The sequence below is a fragment of the Parvularcula lutaonensis genome, assembly GCF_014651915.1.
In the GTDB taxonomy this organism is placed as follows: Bacteria; Pseudomonadota; Alphaproteobacteria; order Caulobacterales; family Parvularculaceae; genus Parvularcula; species Parvularcula lutaonensis.
Map to the genome: position 1 here is coordinate 285,031 of NZ_BMXU01000002.1, position 24,057 is coordinate 309,087.

Sequence of the window (24,057 nt, forward strand, 5' to 3'; positions counted from 1 at the left end):
GACCGCATCGCCCCGCAGGGCGTCCACTCGCATCCCTGTCAGTATGGGAGAAACTTTATGGCCATCGCACGTGTAACCGAGATCATCTCGGCATCCAAACAAAGCTTTGACCATGCGGTCCAGAAAGGGATCAAACGGGCCAACAAGACGCTGAAGAACGTCGAAGGCGCTTGGGTGCAGGACATGAAGGTGACGGTGAAAAATGGCGAGATCGACGAATATCGCGTGACCCTGAAGGTCACTTTCATCCTCGACGACTGACCTTTGGCCGAACTGAAGACCAGGGAGAACGACGCCGACGTCGATGCCTTCCTCGCTTCCGTCGAAGACGAGGTAAAGCGGGCGGACAGCATCGTTCTCAAAGAGATGATGGAGCGCATCACCGGCGCGCCCGCGAAGATGTGGGGCAGCTCCATCGTCGGCTTTGACAGCTACGAATACACCAATACAACCGGCAAGCCACAGCGATGGATGCTGACGGGTTTTTCACCCCGCAAGGCAAACCTGTCCGTCTACATTATGAATGGATTCGATCGGTACAAGGACGAGCTTGCCGCGCTCGGCAAGCACAAGACGGCGAAGAGTTGCCTCTATATCAAACGGTTGAGCGATGTGGACCTTGCCGCGCTCGAGGACCTTGTCGCGAAGAGCGTGAAGCGGATGCGTGAGGTTTACGGATAGGGCTGATGCCCTGAAGATCGAAATTCTTCTGCAGGCGGACTGCTTTTCCGGACGCATGGGGAGACCACGAGAGCGCCAGCCCCCTCACCTCGGGTGGGGCTTGCCCGGTATGGGTGCGCCAGCGGGGGCGAGTGTTCGAGTGAAGAGGCCCTAGCTAAAGCGAGAAGCCGCCCAAGAGCTCACCCAGCACCTCTGCAACAACGCCGAGCGCGACGACAACGGCCGCAATGACCCCGACCGTCTACCCTAAGGCGTGGCAAAACAGGGCGGTCATTGCCCCGACCGCGCAATTCGCCAGTCGGATCGAAGCTCCGATCAGGAACTTTTTCACCGGCTATCCCCTGCCCCGGTAAGGCGCAACGCCCGGGTCGGGGACGTAGAGGCCCTCGGGCGCCGGGCCGGTCTGCCAGAAGACGTCGATCGGGATGCCGCCACGGGGGTACCAGTAGCCGCAGATGCGCAGCCACTTCGGCTTCACCGCATCGATGATCCGCTTACCGATGTCGATGGTGCAGTCCTCGTGGAAGGCACCATGGTTTCTGTACGCACCAAGAAGAAGCTTGAAGCTCTTCGACTCCACCAGGTGCTTGTCCGGGGCGTAGTCGATGACGAGATGCGCGAAGTCCGGCTGGCCGGTCACGGGGCAGATCGAGGTGAATTCCGGCGCTACGAAGCGCGCGAGATAGAGCGTATCGGGATGCGGGTTCGGGACGGGGTCGAGCCGCGCTTCATCAGGATGCCGGGGCAGTGACGATTCCTGGCCGAGTTCGGCGCGGCCTTCATAGATATTCTTGGTCATCGGCAGCCCTTAGTCGGTCGAGATCCGGGCGTCACCTCTCCCTTGGGAGAGGTGACGATCCGCTACATGAGCTTGCGGAGAAGCTTCGTCCCCTTCTCCGAATAGGGCGGGTAGCGCAGCTTCACATCGCCCCAGAACGGACGCTTCATCACCGCCTTGAGGTGGCTGAAGCAGTCGAAGCTGTGCACGCCGTGGAAGGCGCCCATTCCGCTCTCACCCACGCCGCCGAAGGGCAGGTGATGGTTTGTCTGGAAGACGACGCAGTCATTGACCATGACCGTGCCCGAACTTGTCTCCCGTACGAAGCGGTCGCCCGTCGCGCTGTTCGATGTGAAGGCGTAAAGCGCCAGCGGCTTGTCCCGCTCGTTGATGAAAGCGATCGCCTCGTCCATCGACTTGACAGGGAAGGTCGGGAGGATCGGGCCGAAGATCTCCTCCTGCATGGCCGGTGCGTCGGGCTTCACATCGCGCAGGATGGTCGGTGCGATGTACCGGTCCTCGCGATCCGTCTCACCTCCGATGACGATTTCGCCGGAGTTGAGGAGGCGGGAGACCCTGTCGAAATGGCGTTCATTGACGATTCGGGCGAAATGCTCCGACTGCTGCATGTTCTCGCCGTAGAACTGGTGCACGACCTCGCGGGCTGTCTTGAGGAAGTCTTCGTAGATGCTCTCCTCCACCATGCAGTAATCAGGACGGACGCAGAGCTGTCCCCCGTTCAGGAAAGCGCCCCAGACGATGCGACGCGCCGTGACGTCGAGATTGGCATCCGCCGCAACGATGGCCGGACTCTTGCCGCCAAGCTCCAACGTGACCGGCGTCAAGTGCTTCGCCGCTGCCCCCATGACGATGCGTCCGACCTTGGCGCCGCCGGTATAGAAGATCTTGTCGAAGCGCTGCTCGAGGAGGGTCGAGGTTTCCTCCGCTCCGCCGAGAACCGTGGCGAATGCGTCGCTGTCGAGGGCCTGGGCCGCAATCTTGCGCAGGAGTTCCGACGAGGCAGGCGCCAATTCCGATGGTTTGAGCACGGCGCAGTTTCCTGCCGCGATAGCCCCTGCAAGGGGACCGAAAACCTCCTGGAGCGGATAATTCCATGCCCCGATGATAAGGGCGACGCCGAAGGGTTCTGGCACGATCATGCTCTTCGCGGGCATGTTCGACAGGGGCGTTCCCACTTTCCGCGGCCTGGCCCAGCTCTCGCACTTTTTCGCGGCGAGCTGGCATTCCTTGGTCACGTAGTCGACCTCAGCGATCAGGCTCTCGGCTTTCGGCTTGCCGAGGTCCTTGGCGAGGACGTCGACGATGTCGTCCTCATGGGCGGCGACGGCCTCGGACAGGGCGTGAAGCTGCTGCTTTCGCCAGGCGAAGGAACGGGTCTTGCCCGATTTGAAGGTGGCGCGCAGGCGCTCCATCATCGCTGTGTAGTCAGCGGTGAGCGCGGATCCCAGAGAGCCGTCCATGGCTTCCTCCCGTGGTTTTTCATCGAAGCTACGCCCTCGCAGGCCAGTTCGCAAAGGCGGCGTGCTGCAGCGGCGCGGTTGACCTTGGCCCCGAGCGTGCCGAGGTCATCGGCGTGATACGGAGGTCTGCATGGTGAAAGAGCTGACGATCGACCGGACGAAGCCTGTCATGGTCACCGGCGCGACGGGGTATGTCGCCGGTTGGCTGGTGAAGCGGCTGCTCGAAGAAGGGCTGACCGTTCACGCGCCGGTGCGCGATCCCGACAATGAAGAGAAGCGCGCGCACCTCGACCGGATCGCGGCGGAGACATCGGGGAAAATCCGGTATTTCGCCGCCGACCTTCTCGACGAAGGCTCTTACGGCGAGGCGATGGCCGGATGCGGAACGGTGTTCCACACAGCCTCCCCCTTCAAGACGTCGGTGAATGATCCTCAGAAGGAACTGGTGGACCCGGCTCGGCTCGGGACACGCAACGTGCTCCTCGAGGCGAACCGGCAGGAGAGCGTGAAGCGCGTGGTCCTGACGAGTTCCTGCGCGGCGATCTACACGGACGCAATCGACACCCACAGAGCGCCGGGCGGGCGGCTGACCGAGGATGTGTGGAACGAGACGGCTTCACTCGACTACCAGCCCTACTCCTATTCCAAGACCGTGGCCGAGCAGGAAGCCTGGGCGATTGCCAGAGCGCAGACGCGCTGGGAGCTAGTGGTGGTCAATCCGTCATTGGTCATCGGTCCTGCCCTGCAGGATCGTCCGACCTCGGAGAGCTTCGAATTGGTCAAGCGGATCGGTGACGGCACGATGCGAATGGGAGCGCCGAAAGTGGGGCTCGGCTGTGTCGACGTGCGCGACCTCGCCGATGCGCACATGGCTGCCGCCTTCCTGCCGGAAGCCGAGGGACGGCACATCGTCTCTGGCCATGAGACGAACCTCCTCGAGATGGCAAAGACGCTGGAGGACCGGTATGGCGACCGCTACCCGATCCCGAAAAACGCGCTACCGAAGTGGCTTATGTATATCGTCGGGCCGATGAACGGGTTCAGCCGGAAATTCGTCGAACGCAATGTCAATATCAGTTGGCATGCAGACAATACGAAGGCCATCAATGCCTTCGGCCTTAGCTACCGTCCGATGAAGACATCGATGGAAGAGATGTTCCAGCAGATGATTGACGCCGGGATGCTTGAGAATTAGCTGTCCTTCTTGTCCCCGAGAATGAAGTCGGACTGCATATCGACGATGGCCGCGTAGATCTGTGGCGGCAGGGACTTGCCAATATCGGAGAGACGCTCATTCGTCTGTGGACTGGCGTAGGCCTCGACTTTTGGCGCCGTGGACGGACGATAGGGTATGCGCACAGTGTATGACGCCGGGGCTTCAGTCGCTTGAGGCGGCGCCAAGGGCGGACGGACCTGCGGGGCGGCGGTAACGTCTCCGCCGCCGATCTTGAGCGCGATCTTGTTCTTGAATTCTGCCACGGAGACAGGGCGGCCACCTTCGAAGAAGAGCGGTTGGTTGGCTTTGGCAGCGCGCGGATCGACATCCGCCGCGATAGCCCCTTCACCTGCCTGCAGCATACGGAGGGCACCGCGCTCGCCAAGGAAGTGCGCCATGTAGACTTCCGAGCCCGAAGCCTCGCGGCCGAGAGCGTTGGACAGCCTTTCCTTCGCCGCGGCGAGGGTCTTGCCCGCGACCTTGGCGGCGATGGCCGGCCTGAAGCGCAGGTTGAGAATCTCTTCTTTCCGCGCAGGATCCGCGACAGTGAAGCCCTTCTCCGTGCGGACAATGTCCTTCGCCACGTCGCCAAGGCCGAGCTCCTGCCCGTGCTCTTTGACAGCGCCCAGCCACGTCTGGTCGATGAACTGGAAAAGGCCCGAGGCGGATGAGGTCGAAGCCTTGGCATCGGCCTGGAGCGAGCTTTCGCGCTTGGCGACGCCCAGCATCAGGTCGAAATCGAGACCGGACTGGTTCGCGGCCTGACGGATGGCGCGTGTAACGGTCTGCAGACCGTTCTCCCCCTGCTTCAGCGCGCCGAGCGGCTCGATGCTCATTCAGCCTCCTTGCGGGCTTTTGCGGCCTGGAGCTGGTCGATCTGCTCCAGGAGCGCGTTCTCCTCACGCTTCCTCGCTACCGCCTTCTCTTTTAACTGACGTTGCGAAAGATAGACCTCGAAGCGCTTCTGGTCGCCGAAGGTGCGCTCGAGCTGGTGCAGCGCGAGGACTTCGGCTTCGGCGATCTTTTCGGCCTCGCGCCGCAGGGCCGCCGCCTGCTGCAGGCAGCGTTTTGCATAGCCTGCCGCCGCCTGCGCGGCCATGCGGTCCTTGCGGGTGTCCTGGTAAGCGGTCTCGATCTGCTGGAGGACCTGCACCTGGTGCTTGAGGGTCCGGTCGCGGGCATCCCGGAGCTCGCCGACGACCCGCGCGGCCTGGTCCGAGCGGGTCTTGAAGGCATCGAGGATCTTGTCCGGGTCTTTCATCCAAGCCTCCTCTTTCCTGCTTCCCCACGGCGCAGCGCAGCGTAGACCTTGGGGCCCATCTCCCTAGCGATCGATGAGGATCGGGGGGCGGGTGATGGGTGCCACGGTCAAGCCGTGGCAAGACGTCCATTTTTCAACCAGCAAGCAACCTCACCGGAAAAACGACCGAAGGTCGTCAGTACACCATCTGGCTTTCGGCGCCGCGCTCGATGACGATGACGCCGGCTTCGGCCAGCTCTTTCGCCTTGCGGACCATGGTCGCCTTGGCGGCTTCCACATCGCGCATGAGGACCGGGCCGAGGGTGTCCATGTTGTCGAGCAGGATCGCCCGCGCCCGTTCGGAGAGGTTGTTGACGATCTTCTGGCGGGTATCCGCGTCGCAACCCTTGAGCGCGTAGGTGAGCGTGTCGCTTTCGCAGGACCGGATGACCGTCCGCAGGCTGTGCGGATCGAGGGCCATGAGGTCGTCGAAGGTGAACATGAGCTGCTTGATCTGGTAGACCTCTTCCTCGTGCTCCTCCTTGAGGAATTGGAGGAGCTGGTCCGAACGCTCCGACTCCGTCCGGTTGAAGATCTCCGCCATGTGGTTGAGGTTGTTGCTCTCCGTCGAGGACTGGTAGTTCAGCATCAGGTCGCGCTGCAGCATCTCCTCGATGTCGGCGAGAACTTCCTTCGGCACGGAGTTCATCGAGATCATCCGCTTCATGACATCCGGCACCACCTTCTCGGGAAGGTTGGACAGGACGTGCGCGGCTTGGTCCGGGTCGATCTTGGACAGGACGACGGCAATCGTCTGGGGGTGCTCGCCATTGAGATATTTGGCGAGCATCGAGTTGTCGACCATCGCGATCTTCTCCCAGGTGGACGAGCCACCCGGACCGCGAATGTAGTTCATGATGTCGACGACACGATCCGCCGGAAGGAAGCTCCTCAGCATCCGTTCCGTCGAATCGGCCGAGCCGATGACAGAGCCGCCCTGGCTGAACTGCTCCGTAAACCGAGAGATGAGTTCCTCGAGGACCTCTCCCGTAATCGAACCCAGGGTCGCCATGGCGCGCGTGATGATCCGCACCTCGCTGTCGTCCATTCGTTCGAGCAGCGGCCCAGCCTGCTCCTCACCGAGGGTGAGCAGCATCACGGCGACTTTTTCCGGCCCCGTGAGGGCGTCGACTTCGCTTCTGATCTTGACGCTCGGCATGGCTGTCGATCCTGACATGGCGGCTAAAAGAAGGACATGACCAGGCTCTCCGAGAGGAGGCGCCAGCCATCAACGAGAACAAAGAAGATAATCTTCATGGAGAGCGACACGGTTTGGGGCGGCAGCATCATCATGCCCATGGACATGAGGATGGCCGCGACGGCGAGGTCGATGACCAGGAATGGCATCATCAGAAGGAAGCCGATTTCGAAGGCCCGCGAAAGCTCTGAAATCATGAAGGCGGGAATAAGCTGCGTGAGCGGAGGAAGCTCGGGGCCTTCCGCCTGCTCGGGATAGAGAAGCGCCTGGATCTCCTCGTCGCTCATCATGCCTGCCGGAAGCTCGGCTTCTGGAATGTCGGCACGCTGACGCTCGGCCAGGCTCTCGAAGAAAAGAAGGTCGTCCGGCTCGGTCTGGCGAGCCATGAACTCCTGCAGCGGCAGGACGGCGTTCCTGAGGCCCGTCTGGGTATCGACCTGGTCGGCCATCATTGGCGCGATGCCGTTGTTCCAGCTCTCCTCGAAATGCGGCGCCATGATGAAGCCGGTGAGGAAAAGCGCGAGGGAGATCAGGACGACGTTGGGCGGCGCCTGTTGCAGGCCGATCGCCGAACGCAGGAGAGAGAAGACCACGACCACACGGATGAACGATGTCATCATGACGAGGATCCCCGGCGCCAGCGACAGCACCGTGATCGCCAGGAACATCTGGACCAGACGTCCCGAATAGGAGGCCCCGTCACCTCCGAGATCGACGCTGATCGACTGGGCCGACGCATCGGGCGCGATCATCAGCGCCGTGAAGATCCCGAAGATCAAGGCTGCGTTTATCGCGAGCCGCTTCATGTGGTCCTTATGTGGTCAGTGGAGGTTGGGTGAGTTCGTGATGATTTCCGTCAGGGTCACGCCGAGGCGGTCATCATCGACAATGACGATCTCGCCGCGTGCCACCGGACGGTGGTTGATGTGGATCTCGACCTGCTCGCCGACGCGACGGTCGATCTCGACCACGGCACCGCGACCGAGCTTCAGGATGTTGCCGATCGGCAGCTTGGCGCGTCCTAGAACGACCTGCACCTCAACCGGGACCTGTCCGAGAGCGGACATGTTGTTGTAGGATCCGAAGCCACCGGCCTTGCCGCCCGAAGGCGCTTCGTCTCCGCCGCCGCCGATCATGGCGTCGAGAGTCGCGGCGATCTCCGCTTCGCTCGCCTCTGCGGGGCCGCCAGCCTCGAAACCGCCAGCATCGCCACCAGGCGTATTGTCGGTAGGCAAACCGTCGGCGCTCGGCGCACCATCATCGATCGGCAGGCCGAACTCGTCCTTGTTGTCTTCCGGCGTATCGCTCATGGGTTCTCTCCTTCGCTGGACGGCGTGCCCTCACCGTCCATCAGACTCTTCAGGGTTTCGGTGAACACTTCGTCGATCGCGCCAGTAAACGCGTATGGGTCGAAGGTTACTTTTCCCGTTAACCATGCAACTTCCAGTGGTGCCTCGGTCTCGTCCGCAGCCTGCTCGAAATGGATGCGGACCTGGTCGGCCTCTTCATCCGTTGGCAGGCGGAGGACATGCCGCAGCGGGCCGAGAAACTCCTCGGTCGCCCGGATGGTGATCCGGTGTTTCCCGCGAACCGCCTCGATCGCCCGGATCGTGACGTTCTCGGCGAGGTGCTTGGCTTCTTCTTCAGACAGGCGGCGCGCGAGCTGGTGCACGAGGGCCAGCATGAGGCGCGAGCTGCGGGTCTCCAGCTCGTCGAAGAGAGCGTCCTCACGGGCCTGGATCGATTCAATTTCCGCGCGAAGGCGGTCAACCTTCTCCTCGAGGCGAGCGGCCATGGACGCGCGCTCGGCCTCTTCGCCGTCGCGCTTGCCCTCCTCGTACCCCTCGCGCCGCGCGGCTGCGGCGGCACTCTCGATCAGGCGCGTGACCTCTTCGGGGGAGAGCCGGTCGTCCTCTTCGGGGACTTCCTCGAACGCCTGTTCTTCGACCTGAGGTTCGTTGAAGTCGCGGACCGGAGCGAAAGCCCTGATCGTCACGCCGCGTTCTCCTGCTCATAGATCCACGTGCGGAGGATCGCGACCACTTCCTCCGGATATTGCTCGGCGATGCGGCCAAGTTTCCGGATGGAGGAGGCACGGACCTTGCCGTCGACGTCGCGGAGCTCGAGCATCTGGTCGAGATTGTCCGCCATCGAACGCTTGGGCCCGGAGATGATAGGCTGCCCGTTGGGACCAATGGCAGCCAGGCCGCCCTCGCCCGCCTCGCCCTCGGAGATACCGAGATCCTCGAGGCTGAGTTCACCCATCGCCACCGGCTCCATGTCGGAACCGACACCGCCGGTGTTCAGCACGCGGCTCATGACCGGGCGAACCACGCCAAAGATCAGCGCGACACCGATCAGGAGGAGCGCGACGGCCTGCGTGATCGAGTCGAAATTGCGGTAGACGACCTCGGTGATGTTGGACGGCGCGAAGCGCGGCATTTCGGCGTCGAGGTCGACGAACGGCATGTTCTCGACAGTGATCGAGTCGCCACGGGCTTCGTTGAAGCCGACGGCCGAGCGGACGAGGCCGGCGATCTTGGCAAGTTCCTCTTCGGTGCGCGGCTCGTAGGTCACCTCGCCATTGGGGCCGGTGACTTTCTTGTTGTCGACGATCACGGAGACCGAAAGACGCTCGACATCGCCGGGCTCGATGACCTGCTCGGAACGGACCGAGCTGATCTCGTAGTTCACCACGGACTCGGAACGTTCGATCTCGGACGTGTTGGCGTTACCGATTCCTGCATTACCGACATTTGCTTCGGGGAGGTTCTGCTCGACGGTGACGGGCTGGTCCGTGGCGTTTTCGCTAGCCGTTTCGACTTCGTCGATGATCTGGCGGGAGCGCAGCGCGGTTTCCTTGGGATCGAAGCGCTCTTCGCGACGGACTTCCCTTTCCGTGCGCAGGTCGGCTGCGACCTGCACGCGGACGCGGCCCGCCCCCAGGGTCGGCACCAGGACGCTTTCGGCTGCGCGCGCGAGACGGTCTTCAATCTCCGCCTGCAAGCCGTTGACCGAGGCAGCGCCAGCCATCGGGCCGTTCTCTTCGGCAAACACCGCGCCGCGGCGGGCATCGAGGACGGCAACCTTGCCCGGTGAAAGGCTCGGCACGGCAGAGGCGACGAGGTGGCGGATCGCGGCCGCCTGGTCGCCATCGAGATTGCGGGCGCCGCGCATACGGACGACCACCGAGGCGGTGGGAGAGGCTTTTTCGCGGCTGAACGGATCGCGGCGCGCCATCACGAGGTGCACGCGGGCGCTCTCGACCGAATCAAGCGTCTGGATCGTGCGCGACAGTTCGCCTTCCAGGGCACGCAGGCGCGTCATGTCCTGCATGAAGGAGGTCAGCCCCAGCGACGATTTGTCATCGAACAGTTCGTATCCGACAGCGCCGCCCGACGGCATGCCCTGCTCGGCCAGCAGCATCCGCAGGCGGGGGATGCGCCCCGCAGGCGCATAAATCGTCCTGCCATCGGAAGAGAGCCGGACCGGAACGTCCATCGTTTCCAGCTCGCTGACGACGGCCCCTGCATCGGCATCGTTCAGGCCGGAGAAAAGCACCGCCATCTGGGGTTTGGAAAAAGCTAAGATGATACCGACAAGCGCTGCCAGCACCAAAGCGGCCAGGGCCCCCGCCATCATCAGGCGGTTCGCACCAAGGTCCTTAAATCTCTGAAGAAAAGTTTCCACGCTCACTGACATTCTGCCTAGCCGCAGGGATGGGTTTGGGGTTGCTCCCTTTAAACTGGCGTCAAAGAGGTCCCTGTACCTCACATGACGTGGCCTCGCGGCCGTCCCTCTGGGTTAATGATTTGATGGAAGATTCTGAAGAGAACCTGAACGAAGCGCCGGCAATTCCGAAATTGCGCAAAAACCGCATGGAATCGCTCGGGCCTGCATTGTTCGCTGTCACAGCCCTGCTGTGCTCGGTCGGATCGTTCATGGCCGGAGGATATCTCTCGCTCGGGCGGGAGGGGATCGCGGAGCTTGTCGAAGCGACCACGAACAATAACCTCGACGCGACGGTCAAACCAACGCACGAATGGATCGAGCTGGAAAAAACGATCTACCAGCTCGACAGACGTGAAGATGCGAAATACGTGCTCGCGAAGTTCACGATCCGTGCGCCGATCGACAAGGCCGAAGAGGTCAGGAGACGGCTGCCGGAACTAGAATTTGCGCTGCAGACGTATATTCGGGAGCTGTCGAGCCGGGAACTGCAGGGCGCGATGGGGCTTTATAATTTACGTAACGCTTGTCTCTTTAGAGCGAGAAGAATCCTCGGTCGCGACGCGGTCGATGATATTCTGATCGGCGAGCTGCTGGTCGAGTGATGTGCAGTCCGCATCAGGATGAACCGATGACGAGGACGGAATGACAGGGAAAGCAACAAGGGAAGCCAGGCTCGTGATGGAGCGCCTCGCGAATAGCGGGGTCACCCATGAACGACTGCCGATGCTGGACATCGTCTTTGACCGGACAGTCCAGATGCTCACCGAGAGCTTCCTGCATCTCACCAGCACCGAAGTCGCGGTCCAGCTCGACGAGATCCAGTACGCCCGCTTCTCGGATTTCATGGCCGAACCTCCCGAGGCACCGGTGATCGCCATCGTCCGCGCCGTCGCGTGGGACCAGAGCTTCCTGCTGATGCTCGACGGCAACCTGGTGTTCACGCTGGTCGAGATTTTGCTTGGCGGCTCGCCGAGCGACGGGCCGAAGCAGCGCGTCCAGCAGCGCCGCCCGACCTCGATCGAGCTGCAGCTGACCAACCGGATCTTCAAGCTGATCGCGGAGCGCCTGTCCGAGGCCTTCGAGCAGATCGCCGAGGTCGAGTTCCGCATCGAGCGCCTCGAGATGAACCCGCAATTCGCGGCGATCACGCGGACCACCTCCGCCTGTGTCCGTTCGCGCTTCCGGCTCGACATCGCCCGCTCCAAGGGCGAGCTGCAAGTCCTCTTCCCCTATTCCTCGCTGGAGCCGGTGAAGGAGCACCTCAGCCAGATGTTCGTCGGCGACCAGTTCGGCGGCGACCGCAGCTGGAACCGCCACTTCGAGGATGCGCTCATCAAGTCGGAGCTGAGCTTCGATGCCGTGCTGCACTCTCAGATGACGACGCTGGCCGATGTCCTCAACTGGAAACCCGGCCAGACCATCACCTTCGAGACGAGCGCTGAAACCGAAGTCCGCTTCATGCTCGAGGACATGGAGTTCTTCCGCGGGCCGATGGGCCGGAAGGGTGGCAAGATCGCCGCACAGATCGAAGAGATCAATCTTGATACGGAGAAGGACGAGCCCGCCAACGCCTTCGGACTGGGTGACCTGTGATCCGCATCCTCCTTCTCGCTGGTGTTTCCACCGCCTCCCTCGCCGTCCCGGTGATGATCATCGCAGCGGCCCCGGAGATCGATGAAGACGCGGCGCGCAAGCGCAACAAGGACGAAGCGGTGCGAGAGTTCGGCAGCCACGAACGTCCGTGGGCCGACAACGTCCTGTCACCGGAATACCGCGCTGGCGAGGACGAGAACCCGGTCATCAAGCGCGGCCTTGCGCAGTCCCAGGACAAGATCCAGGAAATGCTCGAGGTCGAGGAGCTCCCCCTCCCCGCAGCTCGCGTCTCCTCCATGGCCGCGGTGACCGAAGTCCTCGCGACGATCTATGCCGAGCGCGAGAAGCTCGACGAGGAATGGGCAAGGCTCGAGGACCAGAAAGCCGAGATCGCCCTCGCCAACCGCCGGGCTCTCGAAGAAATCGAACGGCTCGAAGACCTTCGCGCGGAAGTTTCCGCACTGATCGACGAGCTGGAGATCGAGCAGGACGAGAACCTGCAGCAGGTCGTCGACGTCGTCGCCAACATGACGGCCAAGAACGCCGCCCGCCTCCTCCAGGAAAACGAGCCGCGCTTCGTGGTGCAGGTCCTCGACCAGGTCGGCGAGCGCAACGCCGCCGACATTCTCAGCCGTATGCAGACGGACAAGGCCAACGAGCTCATGGAGCTGATGGCCGAACGCGGCAGGCCAGACGAGCAGGCGGCGCTTTAGCGACGCGGGCGGATCTGCCCAAAACAGAAAAGCCGCCCGGAGGCGGCTTTTTTATTGCCCATAATTTCGATGGCCTACGGACGGACCCGTCCGCCTGTCTCCTGGATCAGGAGGCGGTTGAGCAGCACGTTGTTGACCTCCCCGAGGTCGAAGGTGGCTTCGAGGTCTTCCTGCACGGCTTTCTTGATGACTTCGGGTTTGATCGTGTCCGGCTTGATCTCGCCCCGGCGCTCAAGCTCGAAGAGGGTTTCGAGGATCGTGGCTCTGACATGGGGGCGGTTGTTCGAGAGAAGCGAGACCTCGTCATAGGTCGCGACTTCGATGTTGACCTCGGTCAGGAGGAAGAACGGCACGCGGCCACCTTCGAAAAGGGGGATCGTGAACTGGCCGGCGGCGAAGACGACGTTCTCTTCGGCTTCGTTCGTGCCCTGCGCGCGGATGGTGCTCGTCATCTGGCTGATCTCGCCGAGCGCAAAGCCGCCAACGCCGCAGACGACGGTCAGGATAAGGAGGATGACTGGCTTCGGCATGGGTCGGCTCTCAGGCGATTAGAACGGGACGACGAATTCGTAGATGCGCTGGCCGTAGGGCGGGGTCTGGACCTTCGAGATCGTGCCGCGCCCACCATACGAGATACGGGCTTCAGCAATCTTGAAATAGTCGATCGTGTTGGTCGCGGAGATGTCCTCCGGGCGAATGACGCCAGCGATCCTCAGCTCACGCAGCTCGGAATTGACTCGCACTTCCTGCCGTCCCGCGATGACAAAATTGCCGTTCGGCAGGCGGTCGGTGACGACGGCAGCAACGCGGAGCGAGATCTGCTCGTTCCGGTTGATCTCGCCCTGTCCGCGGGACTCACGGTCTGACTCGAGGTCGGCGCTCGGCTCCCAGCGGTCGGGAAGCTCGCTGTCGAGATATTCCGGGATCCCGAAGAGCGATCCGACCTGGAACTCGTTCGAGGTTTCGCGGCTCCGGCGCGTGGAGTTCCGCATTCGGGCTTGGTCGGCAATGTCGATATTGACGGTGAGAATATCGCCCACCCCGTTGGCGCGCTGGTCGCGGAAGAAGCTGCGCTTGTTGGCCTCCCAGAGGGAATTCGGGGCGGCGTAGTTCGCCGTGTCGAGGGGCATCGGCATGCGGACGGTGCGCGCCTCTTCCTGATAGGCGGGGTTCGACACCTCCGACAGGTCGGGCCCGTCGATAGGGTTATCGAAGCTCGCACAGGCGCTGAGACCCAGCGCTGCAGCGGCCATGAGAACAATGGGATTCTTCCGCATGGGTCTCTTTACTCCTTACCTGATGGCGACGACGCCGGGGCCGGCGACCTCGCCCATCACGACCTGTTCCTGGCCGTCGGTGACGACACGGACGGCATCGCCAACGGCACCCTCGTCCAGCGCGCGGCCACGGGCGGAAAGAACCATACCCTTCCGCTCATAGACAATTTCAACGGCTTCATTCTTGCGCAGCACGATCGGGGCGCCGACATCGTCCTCGCGCACCGGGCGGCCCGCGACCAGCGAGCGCTTGACGGACATGCCGACGGCGTCCTCGACCATCGAGAATGCATCGGCAGGAACCTGGGCGATCGACACATTGCGGACCTCGAGATCCGCAGGACCGATGACATGGTCGCGGCGGAGGGTGCGGCTGGCGACCACGACAGGCACAGAAACCGAGGCGCGGCCCTTGATCTTGGCCTGGTTGCCGCGATGGCTGATGATCGCTTCGTAATTGCCGGTGCGTCGATCGAAACGGACAAGCTCGACCGCTTCCACCTCCCCAACCACGCGCGTCATGGTCAGCACCTTGACCTCCGCATCCATTGGCAGGAGGGCGCCTTCCCGGATCGCATCGGCCACGCGCTCGGGAAGCGGCGCCTGCGCGAAGGCCACCCCGATAAAGGCGAAGAAAGCGAGAAGGCTACGGATCATCCGGGTTACCTCATATTCGAGACGCGCTGCGACATCTGGTCGGCGGTCTCGATGACTTTGGCGTTCATCTCATAGGCGCGCTGGGCGGAGATGAGGTCGGTGACTTCCTCGACGACGTTGACATTCGAGTTCTCGACATAGCCCTGGCGGATGAGGGCGACGCCGTCTTCGTCAGGCAGGCCGAGGAGTGGCTGGCCCGACGCGAGGGTCTCGCGGAACATGTTGTCGCCCATCGCCTCGAGACCCGCTTCATTAATGAAGGTCGCGAGGGTGAAGCGGCCGACGAGCTGGGCCTGCTGCTGGCCCGGGGTGAAGGCGAAGACCTCACCCGAACGGTTCACTTCGATATCGGTGACATCGTTCGGCAGGGTGATGGACGGGTCGAGCTCGAAGCCCTCCGGCGTCACGATCGCACCGTCGGGGTTGAGCTGGAAGGTGCCCGCGCGGGTGAAGCTCTGGGTGCCATCCGGCATCTGGACAACGAAGAAACCACGCCCTTGGAGCGCAAGGTCGAGACGGTTGCCGGTCTGCTGCAGCGCACCCTGCTCGGTGATCCGGGCGACGGCCGCCGGCTTCACGCCAAGGCCGACCTGCACACCGACCGGAACAATGGTTCCGGCGTCCGAGGAGAACGTCCCTTGGCGTTGCTGGCTCTGGTAGATCAGGTCTGAGAACTCCGCACGGCCACGCTTGAACGAGGTCGTGTTGATGTTTGCTATGTTGTTGGAGATGACTTCGACATTCGTCTGCTGGGCCATCATGCCAGTGGCGGCGATCTCGAGAATGCGCATGGGTGTCTCCTGGTCTTGTCCGTTAGCCGTCGTTCCGCGCGAGGCGGCCGATGGAATCTTTCTTGGTCTTGTGGATGTCGTTCGAACTCTCGGCCACGGAGGTGTAGGCGCGCGAAAGCTCCATGAGCTTGATGATCTCTTTGATCGGATTGATGTTCGAGCCCTCGATGGCGAACTGCTGGAGCTGGCCGTCCTGCTTGAGGTTGGCAACGACATTACCCGTGTACCGACCATCGGCCTCACGGACCATCTGGTAGGGATCCTCGATCTCGAAGATGCCGATCTGTGCGATTTCGATCGGCAGGGGCTCGCCCTGGATGTTCACCGAAACCGTGCCCTGACGTGAGATCGTGATGTTCTGTGCGTCCTCGGGGATCGCGATGGTGCCGCCTTGCGCATCGAGGACTGGCGCCCCGTCGATATTGGTGAGGGTCTGGTCCGGGGCGACCACCATGCGGCCATCGCGGGTGTAACGCAGGCCTTCATCCGTCTGCACCGTCAGCCAGCCATCCCCGACGACCGCGACGTCGAGCTGGTTGCCGGTCCGGTTGATCGAGCCTGACTGGAAGTCGGTATAGGATGCGCGGTCGATGACGAAAGACACGTCCGCTGCCGGCCCGGCCTTGAACGACACATCGTCGAACATCACCCGCTCCGCCTTGAACGCGGTCGTGTTCACATTGGCGAGGTTGTTCGCAATCAGCTCCAGGCGCCGGTTCAACGAGCTCTGGTACGACAGGTTGACGTAAAGACTGGTATCCAAGGGTCCATCCTCTTGATCGGCCGGGGCGGAATGAAACCGCCCTGCCCCCCGGAAACCCAGGAAAACACGGCATTCCGCTCCGAAACGCAGGATTAAACTATGCCAGCCAGTTTAAACCCGGATTTCGAGGACCCTTGATGCGTAGGCTGACGAGAATTCCGGCTTTCGCCGCAGCAGTTTTGTCCGTGGCCCTTCCGGCGGCCGCGCAGGCCCAGAGGAGCGCTTTTGGCGTCGACTGGTCCTGTGGCTACGAAGAAGGCAAGGTCTTCGTTCAGCGCCTCAAGCGCGCAAACCAGGAAGACCTGTCCTGTCTTGTCGGCGCGGGTTTCCTCGATGAAGCCCTCCCGCGCATCGGCGGACGGATGGATGAGGACCGACAGCGGCTACGCATGCTTCTCCGCCTGCTCGTGGAGCAGGACCCGGAGGCCGAAGCCTTCTTCGAGAAAGAGCTGGCCGAAGGAACCGACGAAGCGGCCATGTGGCTGCTTATCGCCAATGGCGAACGGGGCCTTCAGTCCTCTGACCGGCGCACGCGCAATGTCGCGGTAAACCTCTTCATCTCGCTGCCGCCATGGACGCGGGAGATGTATGCTTCGAAGCTCGCCGACGCGCTTCTCGCGGAAGGCGACACCCGCGCCGCGTTGACCCTTGCCACGGCACTTCGGACGATTGCTGTGAGGGATGACGAACTGGCCCGCGCGGCCATGATCCAGGCACGGGTGATCGAGGTCGTGGGCAGCACGGACGAAGCCGTCGCCCTTTATCAGGAAGCGTCCGAGCTCGGTAATGACCGTCTTCAGGCCGAGGCGGACCTGCGCCGCATCGCCCTGATGTGGCGGACCGGCTACATCACCACCGACGAGGCGGTGGCGGTGCTGCAGGAGCTGGTGACGATCTGGCGCGGCGAAGACCTCGGTACCGGGATCACCCTCGCCCTCGCCCGAGCCTACTACTTCGACCAGCAGCTGCCCCAGGCCCTGCGGCTGCTCTACAGCGTCGCCGGCTCCAACGCTCCTGAAGATGTGCGCGAAGAGGCAACCCGCCGTATCAAGGCGATTGCGGAGGATCTTTTCATCCGCCGCCTCGACCCGGCGACCATCGGTGACCTGATGGATGTCTACGAGCTCGTCCGGCCGCTGGTCGCCGAGCCCGACTCGTTCTGGCTGGGCGATCTCAAGCTTGCGGAGATCCTCGTCGAGGCAGGTCTCATGACCCGGACCGAAATGCTGATGCGCAACGCAACGCCCGCGCGGGTGGCCGCCGAAGGGGGCAATGCGGCGCTCCTCTCCGCGGCGCAGTTGATGATCGCTTTCAATGACAGGCCTGCGGCCCGCGCCTATCTCGGTGCCCTCCCCCGCCAGGAGCTGTCCACCGAGGACCGGGAGACGTTCGATCTCGTCGAGGCACGGGCCCTCGACATCGAGGACCTGCCGAGCCTGCTGCAGCCGGGGACCCGGCGCGAAGTCCTTGCCATCGTCACCGAGCGGGCCTGGGCGGAAGAAGCCTATGGCCTCTACGCTGCGGCCAGCGCGCTCAGCAACGACCGCCCCACCTGGCGCCAGCCGGCAGCGAAATATCTCTCCCGCGGCGAGCGTCTCCCGCGCGAAGATGCCGAGCAGGTTGCGGATGTCAGATTGCGGGCATTGTCATCAGCACCAAAACCTTCCGTTTACCACGCAAACGACCTGCGACCTTTGCTGGCACCTAGCGCAGAAGTTGCAGGGTTGGCCTCAACCTTAACCCAAATAGGGCAAGAGCTGTCCGAAGAGGCATCGAAATCCGCTCCTGCGGATGCGGACGCACAGGCGAGAAACGAGAGAACAAAATGAAGTTCGGCGTCGGATTTATCATAGTCGCGGTCTCCGTCATCGGGGGCTATATGGGCGTCGGCGGAAAGCTGGGCGTTCTCTGGCAACCTTATGAAATCGTGATCATTGTCGGCTCCGCCGTGGGCGCGTTCGTGATCTCGAACCCGCGCTCCGTCATCATGTCGACGGGCTCCACCCTCCTCGGCAACATCAAGGGTGAAGCTCTGACCAAGGATGAGTATCTTGAGCTCTTGTCGCTGCTCTTCACGATTTTCCGCGAAGGGAAATCGAAGGGCGTGATGAGCCTCGAGAACGACATCGAGCACCCTTATGAGAGCGCGATGTTCCAGAAATACCCGAAGGTCCTCGAGAAGAAACGCGCTGTCGCCTTCATTTGCGACTACCTGCGCCTGATCTCTCTGGGTGCCGAGGATCCGAAGGAACTCGAAAGCTTGATGGACGAGGAAATCGCGACCATCCAGAAGGATCTCTCGCGCCCGGTTGCCGCGCTGAACGCGGTTGGCGAAGCCCTTCCGGCCTTTGGCATCGTGGCCGCGGTTCTCGGCATCATCAAGGCCATGGCCTATGTCAACCAGGCCACCGAGATCCTGGGCAAGATGATCGGTGGCGCCCTCTGCGGCACGTTTCTCGGCGTCCTCCTCAGCTATTCGATCGTGATGCCGCTGGCAGGCCTGATGGCCGCGCGCCGCGACGAGATGGTCAACTACTACGCATGCATCAAGTCAGGCCTCGTCGCCTTCCTGCACGGCTACCCGCCGCAGATCGCCATCGAGTACTCGCGCAAGGTGCTGCTCGATGACGTCCAGCCGTCTTTCGACGCGGTCGAAAAGGCGACGTCGGAAGCGATCCGCTCGGCTGCCGCTGAAGCAATCTAGACTGAATTTCTGGGGGGGAAGGGTTTGAATCATGGCTAAGAAGGTCGACGACGACGGAGCGAACTCCGGTATTTGGAAAATGGTCTATGCGGACTTCACGACCGCGATGATGGCCTTCTTCCTGATCCTGTGGCTCGCCAACACGGCATCGGATGCCGAGCGCGACCTCTTGGCCGACTACTTCAACCCGATCTCCATCAGTCGCGACAAATCGGGTTCCGAAGGCGTGCTTTCGGGCAAGACCAATGACTCGAACGGTTCGCAGACGAACGACAGCGCCGACAGCCAGCAGGCCGTGCCCGTCGCCGCCGCTGCAACGACCCAGACCGACACCGGCCCCTCGGCCCTCGAGGATCTTTCCGTCGGCTCCGGCGAGTCGGGGGCAGATGACGGGCTTGCCGCTCTCGAGCAGAAACTGCGCGTCGCCTTCGAGCAACGCGTTGATCCGCTTGGCCTTAATGACGTCGTCTATGTCGAGCGCCGTGACGATGCTGTCTATATCCAGATCCATGATGACCGCGCCTTCTCGATGTTCGATGTCGGCCAGGCGACCCTGACCCCACAGGCCCAGCAGCTTTTCGTCGCCCTTGGCGAAGTCCTCCGTACCGTGCCGAATGTCGTGCGCATCGCGGGCCACACCGATGCTTCGGGCTTCCGGAATTCCGCCCGCGGCAATTGGGAGCTGTCTTCGGAACGCGCCAATGCGGCCCGCCGCGTCATGGAAAGCGCCGGACTCCAGGCTGACCGCATCGAGGCCGTCGAAGGCCGCGGCAGCCGCGAGCTTTTCGTCCCGGCGCGTCCTGAAGACCCGCGTAACCGCCGCATCACCGTCAGTGTGCATGCGAATGTCGCCGCATCGGGCGACCTTCTCTTCAGCCGCAGCCAATAAAAGTCTAAACAAAGACTTAATAGCGGCTGATCCACACTTTATGCCGGTTTAAACGACCCGCGCTACGCCGTCCTCAGGTGGGAGCATTACGCTCCGAAAAAGAACCGAGGACGGTAACATGTCGATTGGCAGCGCGCTTCAGACCGGCGTCAATGGCCTCAGGGCCCAAGCTACGAAACTGGCGACGGTTTCGGACAACATCGCGAACTCCGCGACAGTCGGCTACAAGCGTTCGACCACGGAGTTTTCGACACTCGTGGTCAACACCGGTTCGAGCGCCAGCTATACCGCAGGCGGCGTCACGACGAATATCCGCACGGAAGTTTCCAAGTCCGGCAACATCATCGGCACGGACAATGTCACCGACCTCGCGATCGCGGGAAATGGCTTCTTCGCCGTCGCCGCTGATCCGGCGGGCCAGGGCGCTGCCCTCACCCGCGCAGGCTCGTTCCGCGCCGACCAGTTCGGCAACCTCCAAAACGCTGGCGGCTACTACCTGCAGGGCTTTCCGCTCGATCCGCAGGGCAACTATGTCAACGGCGCGCCCAGCCTGACCACTTTCGCGTCGATGGAGACGGTCAACGTCAACAACATCCAGGGTTCGGCCCAGCCGACCACGCGGATCGACTATTCCGGTAACGTTTCCGCCGGGACCGCCGGCCCGTTCCAGGCAGGCATCCAGTATTTTGACGAATTCGGCGCCAGCCAGACCATCTCCTTCAACTGGATTCCCAATGGCGGCGCAGGCTCGAATGTCTGGGACCTCGAGCTCTGGGCAGGTCCGGTCGGCACCGGCCAGCGCATCGGCGACCTCTCGGGTATCGACTTCACCGGCGGCGCGCCGGGCTCGGTCGCGGGGACGCCGAACTATGGCGGTGCGACCCTCAACCTCGATCCGGGTGCCGCCGGTCTTGGCTTCAACCTCAACAACTTCGTCACCGCAGACGGTGCCTTCGACCTCACCCTGCCGGGTCCGGCAGGTCAGGTCATCACCCTCGACATTGGTGACGAAAACGCCCTCAACGGCGTCACGCAGTTCGGCGGCGATTTCAGCCCGCTGACCAGTGTCGACGGCTCTGCCCTCGGCCAGCTCCAGGCCCTCGACATCCGTGACGACGGCACGCTGGTCGCGATCTTCGACAATGGCGAAATCCGCCCGATCTACCAGATCCCGCTCGTCGACGTGATCAATCCCGAGGGCCTGAACCCGATCGACGGCAACGCCTTCACCCTCTCGGCCGATAGCGGCAACCTCCGGGTCGCCATCGCTGGCACCTCGGGCATCGGGACGCTGAACGCTGGCGCCCTCGAGAACTCGAACGTCGATGTCGCCGAAGAACTCACCACGCTGATCGAAACCCAGCGGGCTTACTCCTCGAACGCCACGGTCGTGCAGACTGCGGACGAAATGCTCGAGGAAGTCACCCGGATCGGCCGATAACTCTCCTACGGGGCTAGCTAGCCATGTCGCTGACAACCGCGCTCTACAACGCCAAATCCGGCCTCAACTCGACCCAGCGTCAGGTGGCCGGCGCGTCCGACAACATCGCGAACGCCCGCACGCCGGGCTATGTCGCAAAGGACGCGCGTATCTCCGCGAACAACATCGCGGGGATCGGCAGCGGCGTCAGCGCCGACATGGTGCGCAGTCCCGTCGACTCGATCCTCCTGCGCGATGTGCGCCTCGAGGCCGCGAAGCTCGGAACGCTCGACGTCCGGGCCACGGCTGTCGGGCGCCTCGCCTCGGTCATCGGCGACCCGGCCGATGCCCGCTCCATCCCTTCCGCCTTCACGGCGCTCGAAACCGCTTTCCAGGATCTCTACGACGCGCCCGAGCGTACCGACCTCCAGCAGGCTGTCTTCTTTGCCGCGCAGGACCTGACCGCGCGCTTCGGCTCGGCCGAGGACGCGATCCAGACTGCGCGAGAAGAGGCTGACCGCTCGATCGCCGCTGGCGTTCAGACGGTCAACGACGCCCTTCAGGGCATCGCCGACCTCAACCTCAAAGTCGCCGAAGCCATGGCCGATCCGTCGATCGACGCGTCGGGCATCATGGATGAGCGCGACCGCCTGATCGACATCGTCGCCGAGCAGATCGGCATCCGGACCTTTACCCGCGCCCAAGGCGAGGTGGTCATCTCCACCACGGAGGGGGTCACCCTCCTCGACGGCCAGCCGCGCACCCTTGGCTTCACCCAGACCTCGACCATCTCACCCGGCACGCGGATCACCAACGTGCCCACGGTCCTCTCGGGCCTGACGGTCGACGGCTTCGATATTTCGCCGGGACCGCTGGGCGGTCCGCAGGCGCTGCGCACCGGCTCCCTGGCCGGTCATTTCCTCGCCCGTGACGTGGATCTCGTCCAGTACCAGGACCAGATCGACGCCCTTGCCAAGGAAACGGCTGTCCTCTTCCAGCAGGCCGACAAGCAGGTCGCGGCCCAGCGCTACGGCTTCTTCACGACAGGCGCGGTGCCGCCGAACCCGGCCATCGCAGGTCTCTTCACCGATGCGGGCGCGGCGGTCGATCCGCTCTCCCCCGCTGCGAATATCGAAGGGCTCGCAGGACGGCTCTCGGTCAACGCGCTGGTTGATCCCAATGCGCCCGGTGGCGACCTGACCCGCCTCAGGACCGGTGTCGTTGCGACATTCGATCCGAACGCGTCGGATGTCGACTTCTCGACCTTCCCGCCGACCCAGGGCGGTGCAGCCTACGCCAACCCGACGGCACCGACACTGGTCGGCTTCCAGGACCAGATCCAGGGCTTCCTCGACGGCCTCGCCCAGACCCGGACCTTCACCCCGTCGGGCGGCCTTGCCCAGAACAACACGCTCGGCCAGTTCGCGTCGGAATTCACGAGCGGCGTGCAGAACAACCGCGCCAATCTCGAAAGCCTCGCCGACCGCACGCGGACCATCTTCGACACGCTTGAGATCCGCCGCTTCAACGAGAACGGCGTGAACATCGACGAAGAGAGCGAGAAGCTTCTCGAGCTTGAGCAAGCCTACACGGCCAATGCCCAGGTCATCAACATTATCGCCCGCATGTTCGACGAACTGCTGGCGCGTCTCGCCTAGGGGTACCCTGATGATGAAACCGATCTCGACCTTCGGTCAGACAACGCTCCGGAACTCGCAGCTCCGACAGCTCGAGGGCGACCTCGCGCAGGCGAACAACGAGCTCTCGACGGGAAAGAAGACCGACGTGGCGAAATCCATCGGCTCCGACCTCATCCGTCTCCAGACGATCCGCAACCAGTTCGAGGCGAACGAAACCTACCTGCGCTCGATCAATCTCTACAAGCAGCGCTACGACATCATGGAGGGCGCGTTTTCCGAAGTGGAGAGCGCGGTTCAGGACCTCGTCGGTCTCGCCACGATCAACGGCGCGGACGCTCTCGACTCGGCCTTCTCGATCAACCTTCTCGCCGAAGGCGTGATCGGCAGGGTCACGGGCGCACTCAACATCTCGATCGGCGGGCGCTACCTCTTCGGCGGTGCCAATGTCGGGCAGATCCCGATGCAACCCATCGACCAGCCGAACCCCAACGGCTTCACGCCGCGTCAGGTGATCACTGATGCGCTGACCGGCACCGGCCCCGGCGCGCCGCTCAACTCCGGCGTCGATGTCACGACGCCCGTGACGCCTGCGGACAGTCTCGACCTGCTGAACCGTTTCCAGACAATCTTCAACGGCACCAACGCCCTCGCCGGCCCGCCGCTCGACGACTACAGCTTCGAGAACACCTTCTTCAACGGTGAGATCGGCGGCGTGCTGGCGGATATCCGCCTGCCGAACAACCAGTTCAACGCTCTGGGCAACAACGACCTGACCGATGGCCTGCGCGAAGTGCTGCAAGGGGCGTGGATCCTCTCGACCGTGGACCTGACGAACATCACCGACCCGGTTGCCTACCAGACCCTCATGACGGGCCAGGCTGGCCCGCCGGCTGTTCCGGGTGCGCTGGATCTCATCACCGGGGGCCTGTCGAAGATCATGGACGCCCGCACGAGCCTTGGCCTTCAGTGGCAGCTGGTCGATGCCAATGACGAGGCGGTCCGCACCCAGAACGCCATGTTCAACAACCAGATTCTCCAGCTCGAGAATGTCGACAGGGCCGAAGTCACCACCCGTCTCCTCGATATCGAGAACCAACTCGAGGCCAGCTACGCCGTTACCGGACGGGTGCTGAACCTCAGGCTGTTCAACTTCGTCCGATAGGTTCCGTAGAACGCGCGAGAGACCACCCCCACCACCACCCCTATCGCGCGGCGGAAGACCCG

General features: G+C 62.9%; 26 protein-coding genes. 12 read left to right on the forward strand and 14 right to left on the reverse strand.

Going from position 1 to position 24,057, the window contains the following annotated elements; all coding sequences use genetic code 11:
* The first annotated feature begins 57 nt into the window (after positions 1-57).
* Positions 58-261, forward strand: a complete 204-nt coding sequence (locus IE053_RS09655) for a dodecin family protein (RefSeq protein WP_189575385.1) — start codon at positions 58-60, stop codon at positions 259-261.
* Between the two features lie 3 nt (positions 262-264).
* On the forward strand, positions 265-681 hold the full coding sequence (locus IE053_RS09660; protein ID WP_189575387.1) for a DUF1801 domain-containing protein: 417 nt from the start codon (positions 265-267) through the stop codon (positions 679-681).
* Positions 682-1,015: 334 nt separating this feature from the next.
* Here the strand turns inward: IE053_RS09660 and queF are convergent, their stop codons facing one another.
* Positions 1,016-1,480 (reverse strand): preQ(1) synthase, encoded by a 465-nt coding sequence (gene queF / locus IE053_RS09665; protein WP_189575389.1) that lies wholly within the window; start codon positions 1,478-1,480, stop codon positions 1,016-1,018.
* A gap of 62 nt (positions 1,481-1,542) precedes the next feature.
* Positions 1,543-2,940 (reverse strand): aldehyde dehydrogenase family protein, encoded by a 1,398-nt coding sequence (locus IE053_RS09670; protein ID WP_189575390.1) that lies wholly within the window; start codon positions 2,938-2,940, stop codon positions 1,543-1,545.
* A 130-nt stretch (positions 2,941-3,070) separates the two neighbouring features.
* Between IE053_RS09670 and IE053_RS09675 the strand changes: the two genes are divergently transcribed.
* The gene (locus IE053_RS09675) at positions 3,071-4,135 is read left to right on the forward strand and encodes an NAD-dependent epimerase/dehydratase family protein (protein WP_189575391.1); all 1,065 of its coding nucleotides are present in this window, start codon (positions 3,071-3,073) and stop codon (positions 4,133-4,135) included.
* On the opposite strand, the gene IE053_RS09680 is transcribed toward IE053_RS09675, so the two are convergent.
* The 7 genes from IE053_RS09680 to fliF all read right to left on the reverse strand — a co-directional run bounded on the left by IE053_RS09680 (position 4,132) and on the right by fliF (position 10,344).
* On the reverse strand, positions 4,132-4,992 hold the full coding sequence (locus IE053_RS09680; protein WP_189575392.1) for a transglycosylase SLT domain-containing protein: 861 nt from the start codon (positions 4,990-4,992) through the stop codon (positions 4,132-4,134). The genes IE053_RS09675 and IE053_RS09680 overlap by 4 nt on opposite strands.
* A complete protein-coding gene (locus IE053_RS09685) occupies positions 4,989-5,417 on the reverse strand; it encodes a hypothetical protein (RefSeq protein ID WP_189575394.1) in 429 nt (142 codons plus the stop codon). Before IE053_RS09685 ends, IE053_RS09680 begins: the two co-directional genes overlap by 4 nt.
* Before the next feature lie 175 nt (positions 5,418-5,592).
* A complete protein-coding gene (gene fliG / locus IE053_RS09690) occupies positions 5,593-6,615 on the reverse strand; it encodes a flagellar motor switch protein FliG (protein ID WP_189575395.1) in 1,023 nt (340 codons plus the stop codon).
* A gap of 23 nt (positions 6,616-6,638) precedes the next feature.
* On the reverse strand, positions 6,639-7,460 hold the full coding sequence (locus IE053_RS09695; protein ID WP_189575396.1) for a flagellar type III secretion system pore protein FliP: 822 nt from the start codon (positions 7,458-7,460) through the stop codon (positions 6,639-6,641).
* A gap of 15 nt (positions 7,461-7,475) precedes the next feature.
* A complete protein-coding gene (gene fliN, locus IE053_RS14455) occupies positions 7,476-7,964 on the reverse strand; it encodes a flagellar motor switch protein FliN (RefSeq protein WP_229786169.1) in 489 nt (162 codons plus the stop codon).
* On the reverse strand, positions 7,961-8,650 hold the full coding sequence (locus IE053_RS09705; protein ID WP_189575397.1) for a FliH/SctL family protein: 690 nt from the start codon (positions 8,648-8,650) through the stop codon (positions 7,961-7,963). Before IE053_RS09705 ends, fliN begins: the two co-directional genes overlap by 4 nt.
* Positions 8,647-10,344, reverse strand: a complete 1,698-nt coding sequence (fliF, locus tag IE053_RS09710; protein WP_189575398.1) for a flagellar basal-body MS-ring/collar protein FliF — start codon at positions 10,342-10,344, stop codon at positions 8,647-8,649. The genes IE053_RS09705 and fliF overlap by 4 nt, the downstream gene beginning before the upstream one ends.
* A 125-nt stretch (positions 10,345-10,469) precedes the next feature.
* Between fliF and IE053_RS09715 the strand changes: the two genes are divergently transcribed.
* The 3 genes from IE053_RS09715 to IE053_RS09725 are packed head-to-tail and all read left to right on the forward strand — an operon-like array spanning position 10,470 to position 12,692.
* Entirely contained in the window at positions 10,470-10,988 is a 519-nt protein-coding gene (locus IE053_RS09715) for a flagellar basal body-associated FliL family protein (protein ID WP_189575399.1), read from the forward strand.
* A 40-nt stretch (positions 10,989-11,028) separates the two neighbouring features.
* Positions 11,029-11,979, forward strand: coding sequence for a FliM/FliN family flagellar motor switch protein (locus IE053_RS09720; protein ID WP_189575405.1), 951 nt, complete (start codon positions 11,029-11,031; stop codon positions 11,977-11,979).
* Positions 11,976-12,692 (forward strand): MotE family protein, encoded by a 717-nt coding sequence (locus IE053_RS09725; RefSeq protein WP_189575407.1) that lies wholly within the window; start codon positions 11,976-11,978, stop codon positions 12,690-12,692. The genes IE053_RS09720 and IE053_RS09725 overlap by 4 nt, the downstream gene beginning before the upstream one ends.
* Before the next feature lie 74 nt (positions 12,693-12,766).
* Here IE053_RS09725 and IE053_RS09730 read toward each other — a convergent pair whose 3' ends face one another.
* Genes IE053_RS09730 through IE053_RS09750 form a run of 5 tightly spaced genes read right to left on the reverse strand, consistent with a single transcriptional unit; the run spans position 12,767 to position 16,180 of the window.
* Positions 12,767-13,222: a hypothetical protein gene (locus IE053_RS09730; protein ID WP_189575409.1), complete on the reverse strand. Its 456-nt coding sequence runs from the start codon at positions 13,220-13,222 to the stop codon at positions 12,767-12,769.
* An 18-nt stretch (positions 13,223-13,240) separates the two neighbouring features.
* Positions 13,241-13,969, reverse strand: a complete 729-nt coding sequence (gene flgH, locus IE053_RS09735; protein ID WP_189575411.1) for a flagellar basal body L-ring protein FlgH — start codon at positions 13,967-13,969, stop codon at positions 13,241-13,243.
* A 15-nt stretch (positions 13,970-13,984) separates the two neighbouring features.
* Positions 13,985-14,626 carry a flagellar basal body P-ring formation chaperone FlgA gene (gene flgA, locus IE053_RS09740; RefSeq protein ID WP_189575413.1) on the reverse strand — a complete coding sequence of 214 codons (642 nt, stop codon included), beginning with the start codon at positions 14,624-14,626 and terminating at the stop codon, positions 13,985-13,987.
* A gap of 5 nt (positions 14,627-14,631) precedes the next feature.
* Positions 14,632-15,417 (reverse strand): flagellar basal-body rod protein FlgG, encoded by a 786-nt coding sequence (flgG, locus tag IE053_RS09745; protein WP_189575415.1) that lies wholly within the window; start codon positions 15,415-15,417, stop codon positions 14,632-14,634.
* 22 nt (positions 15,418-15,439) lie between these two features.
* Positions 15,440-16,180 (reverse strand): flagellar hook basal-body protein, encoded by a 741-nt coding sequence (locus tag IE053_RS09750; protein WP_189575417.1) that lies wholly within the window; start codon positions 16,178-16,180, stop codon positions 15,440-15,442.
* Between the two features lie 137 nt (positions 16,181-16,317).
* On the opposite strand from IE053_RS09750, the gene IE053_RS09755 reads away from it, so the two are divergent.
* The 6 genes from IE053_RS09755 to IE053_RS09780 all read left to right on the forward strand — a co-directional run bounded on the left by IE053_RS09755 (position 16,318) and on the right by IE053_RS09780 (position 23,995).
* The gene (locus tag IE053_RS09755) at positions 16,318-18,009 is read left to right on the forward strand and encodes a hypothetical protein (RefSeq protein ID WP_189575419.1); all 1,692 of its coding nucleotides are present in this window, start codon (positions 16,318-16,320) and stop codon (positions 18,007-18,009) included.
* Positions 18,006-18,884, forward strand: coding sequence for a flagellar motor stator protein MotA (motA, locus tag IE053_RS09760; RefSeq protein ID WP_189575421.1), 879 nt, complete (start codon positions 18,006-18,008; stop codon positions 18,882-18,884). The genes IE053_RS09755 and motA overlap by 4 nt, the downstream gene beginning before the upstream one ends.
* A gap of 31 nt (positions 18,885-18,915) precedes the next feature.
* On the forward strand, positions 18,916-19,773 hold the full coding sequence (locus IE053_RS09765) for an OmpA family protein (protein WP_189575423.1): 858 nt from the start codon (positions 18,916-18,918) through the stop codon (positions 19,771-19,773).
* Positions 19,774-19,891: 118 nt separating this feature from the next.
* Complete coding sequence (locus IE053_RS09770; protein WP_189575425.1) at positions 19,892-21,214, forward strand: flagellar hook protein FlgE; 1,323 nt, start codon at positions 19,892-19,894, stop codon at positions 21,212-21,214.
* Between the two features lie 23 nt (positions 21,215-21,237).
* Positions 21,238-22,851: a flagellar hook-associated protein FlgK gene (gene flgK / locus IE053_RS09775; RefSeq protein WP_189575427.1), complete on the forward strand. Its 1,614-nt coding sequence runs from the start codon at positions 21,238-21,240 to the stop codon at positions 22,849-22,851.
* 10 nt (positions 22,852-22,861) lie between these two features.
* Positions 22,862-23,995: a flagellin N-terminal helical domain-containing protein gene (locus tag IE053_RS09780; RefSeq protein WP_189575429.1), complete on the forward strand. Its 1,134-nt coding sequence runs from the start codon at positions 22,862-22,864 to the stop codon at positions 23,993-23,995.
* Positions 23,996-24,057: the final 62 nt, after the last annotated feature.

Bases quoted from the DNA above. Each gene is read 5' to 3' on its own strand.
- IE053_RS09655 (WP_189575385.1), top strand. From the start codon at position 58: ATGGCCATCGCACGTGTAACCGAGATCATCTCGGCATCCAAACAAAGC.
- queF (WP_189575389.1), bottom strand. From the start codon at position 1,480: ATGACCAAGAATATCTATGAAGGCCGCGCCGAACTCGGCCAGGAATCG.
- IE053_RS09670 (WP_189575390.1), bottom strand. From the start codon at position 2,940: ATGGACGGCTCTCTGGGATCCGCGCTCACCGCTGACTACACAGCGATG.
- IE053_RS09675 (WP_189575391.1), top strand. From the start codon at position 3,071: ATGGTGAAAGAGCTGACGATCGACCGGACGAAGCCTGTCATGGTCACC.
- IE053_RS09680 (WP_189575392.1), bottom strand. From the start codon at position 4,992: ATGAGCATCGAGCCGCTCGGCGCGCTGAAGCAGGGGGAGAACGGTCTG.
- IE053_RS09685 (WP_189575394.1), bottom strand. From the start codon at position 5,417: ATGAAAGACCCGGACAAGATCCTCGATGCCTTCAAGACCCGCTCGGAC.
- fliG (WP_189575395.1), bottom strand. From the start codon at position 6,615: ATGCCGAGCGTCAAGATCAGAAGCGAAGTCGACGCCCTCACGGGGCCG.
- IE053_RS09695 (WP_189575396.1), bottom strand. From the start codon at position 7,460: ATGAAGCGGCTCGCGATAAACGCAGCCTTGATCTTCGGGATCTTCACG.
- fliN (WP_229786169.1), bottom strand. From the start codon at position 7,964: ATGAGCGATACGCCGGAAGACAACAAGGACGAGTTCGGCCTGCCGATC.
- IE053_RS09715 (WP_189575399.1), top strand. From the start codon at position 10,470: ATGGAAGATTCTGAAGAGAACCTGAACGAAGCGCCGGCAATTCCGAAA.
- IE053_RS09720 (WP_189575405.1), top strand. From the start codon at position 11,029: ATGACAGGGAAAGCAACAAGGGAAGCCAGGCTCGTGATGGAGCGCCTC.
- IE053_RS09730 (WP_189575409.1), bottom strand. From the start codon at position 13,222: ATGCCGAAGCCAGTCATCCTCCTTATCCTGACCGTCGTCTGCGGCGTT.
- flgH (WP_189575411.1), bottom strand. From the start codon at position 13,969: ATGCGGAAGAATCCCATTGTTCTCATGGCCGCTGCAGCGCTGGGTCTC.
- flgA (WP_189575413.1), bottom strand. From the start codon at position 14,626: ATGATCCGTAGCCTTCTCGCTTTCTTCGCCTTTATCGGGGTGGCCTTC.
- flgG (WP_189575415.1), bottom strand. From the start codon at position 15,417: ATGCGCATTCTCGAGATCGCCGCCACTGGCATGATGGCCCAGCAGACG.
- IE053_RS09755 (WP_189575419.1), top strand. From the start codon at position 16,318: ATGCGTAGGCTGACGAGAATTCCGGCTTTCGCCGCAGCAGTTTTGTCC.
- motA (WP_189575421.1), top strand. From the start codon at position 18,006: ATGAAGTTCGGCGTCGGATTTATCATAGTCGCGGTCTCCGTCATCGGG.
- IE053_RS09765 (WP_189575423.1), top strand. From the start codon at position 18,916: ATGGCTAAGAAGGTCGACGACGACGGAGCGAACTCCGGTATTTGGAAA.
- IE053_RS09770 (WP_189575425.1), top strand. From the start codon at position 19,892: ATGTCGATTGGCAGCGCGCTTCAGACCGGCGTCAATGGCCTCAGGGCC.
- flgK (WP_189575427.1), top strand. From the start codon at position 21,238: ATGTCGCTGACAACCGCGCTCTACAACGCCAAATCCGGCCTCAACTCG.
- IE053_RS09780 (WP_189575429.1), top strand. From the start codon at position 22,862: ATGATGAAACCGATCTCGACCTTCGGTCAGACAACGCTCCGGAACTCG.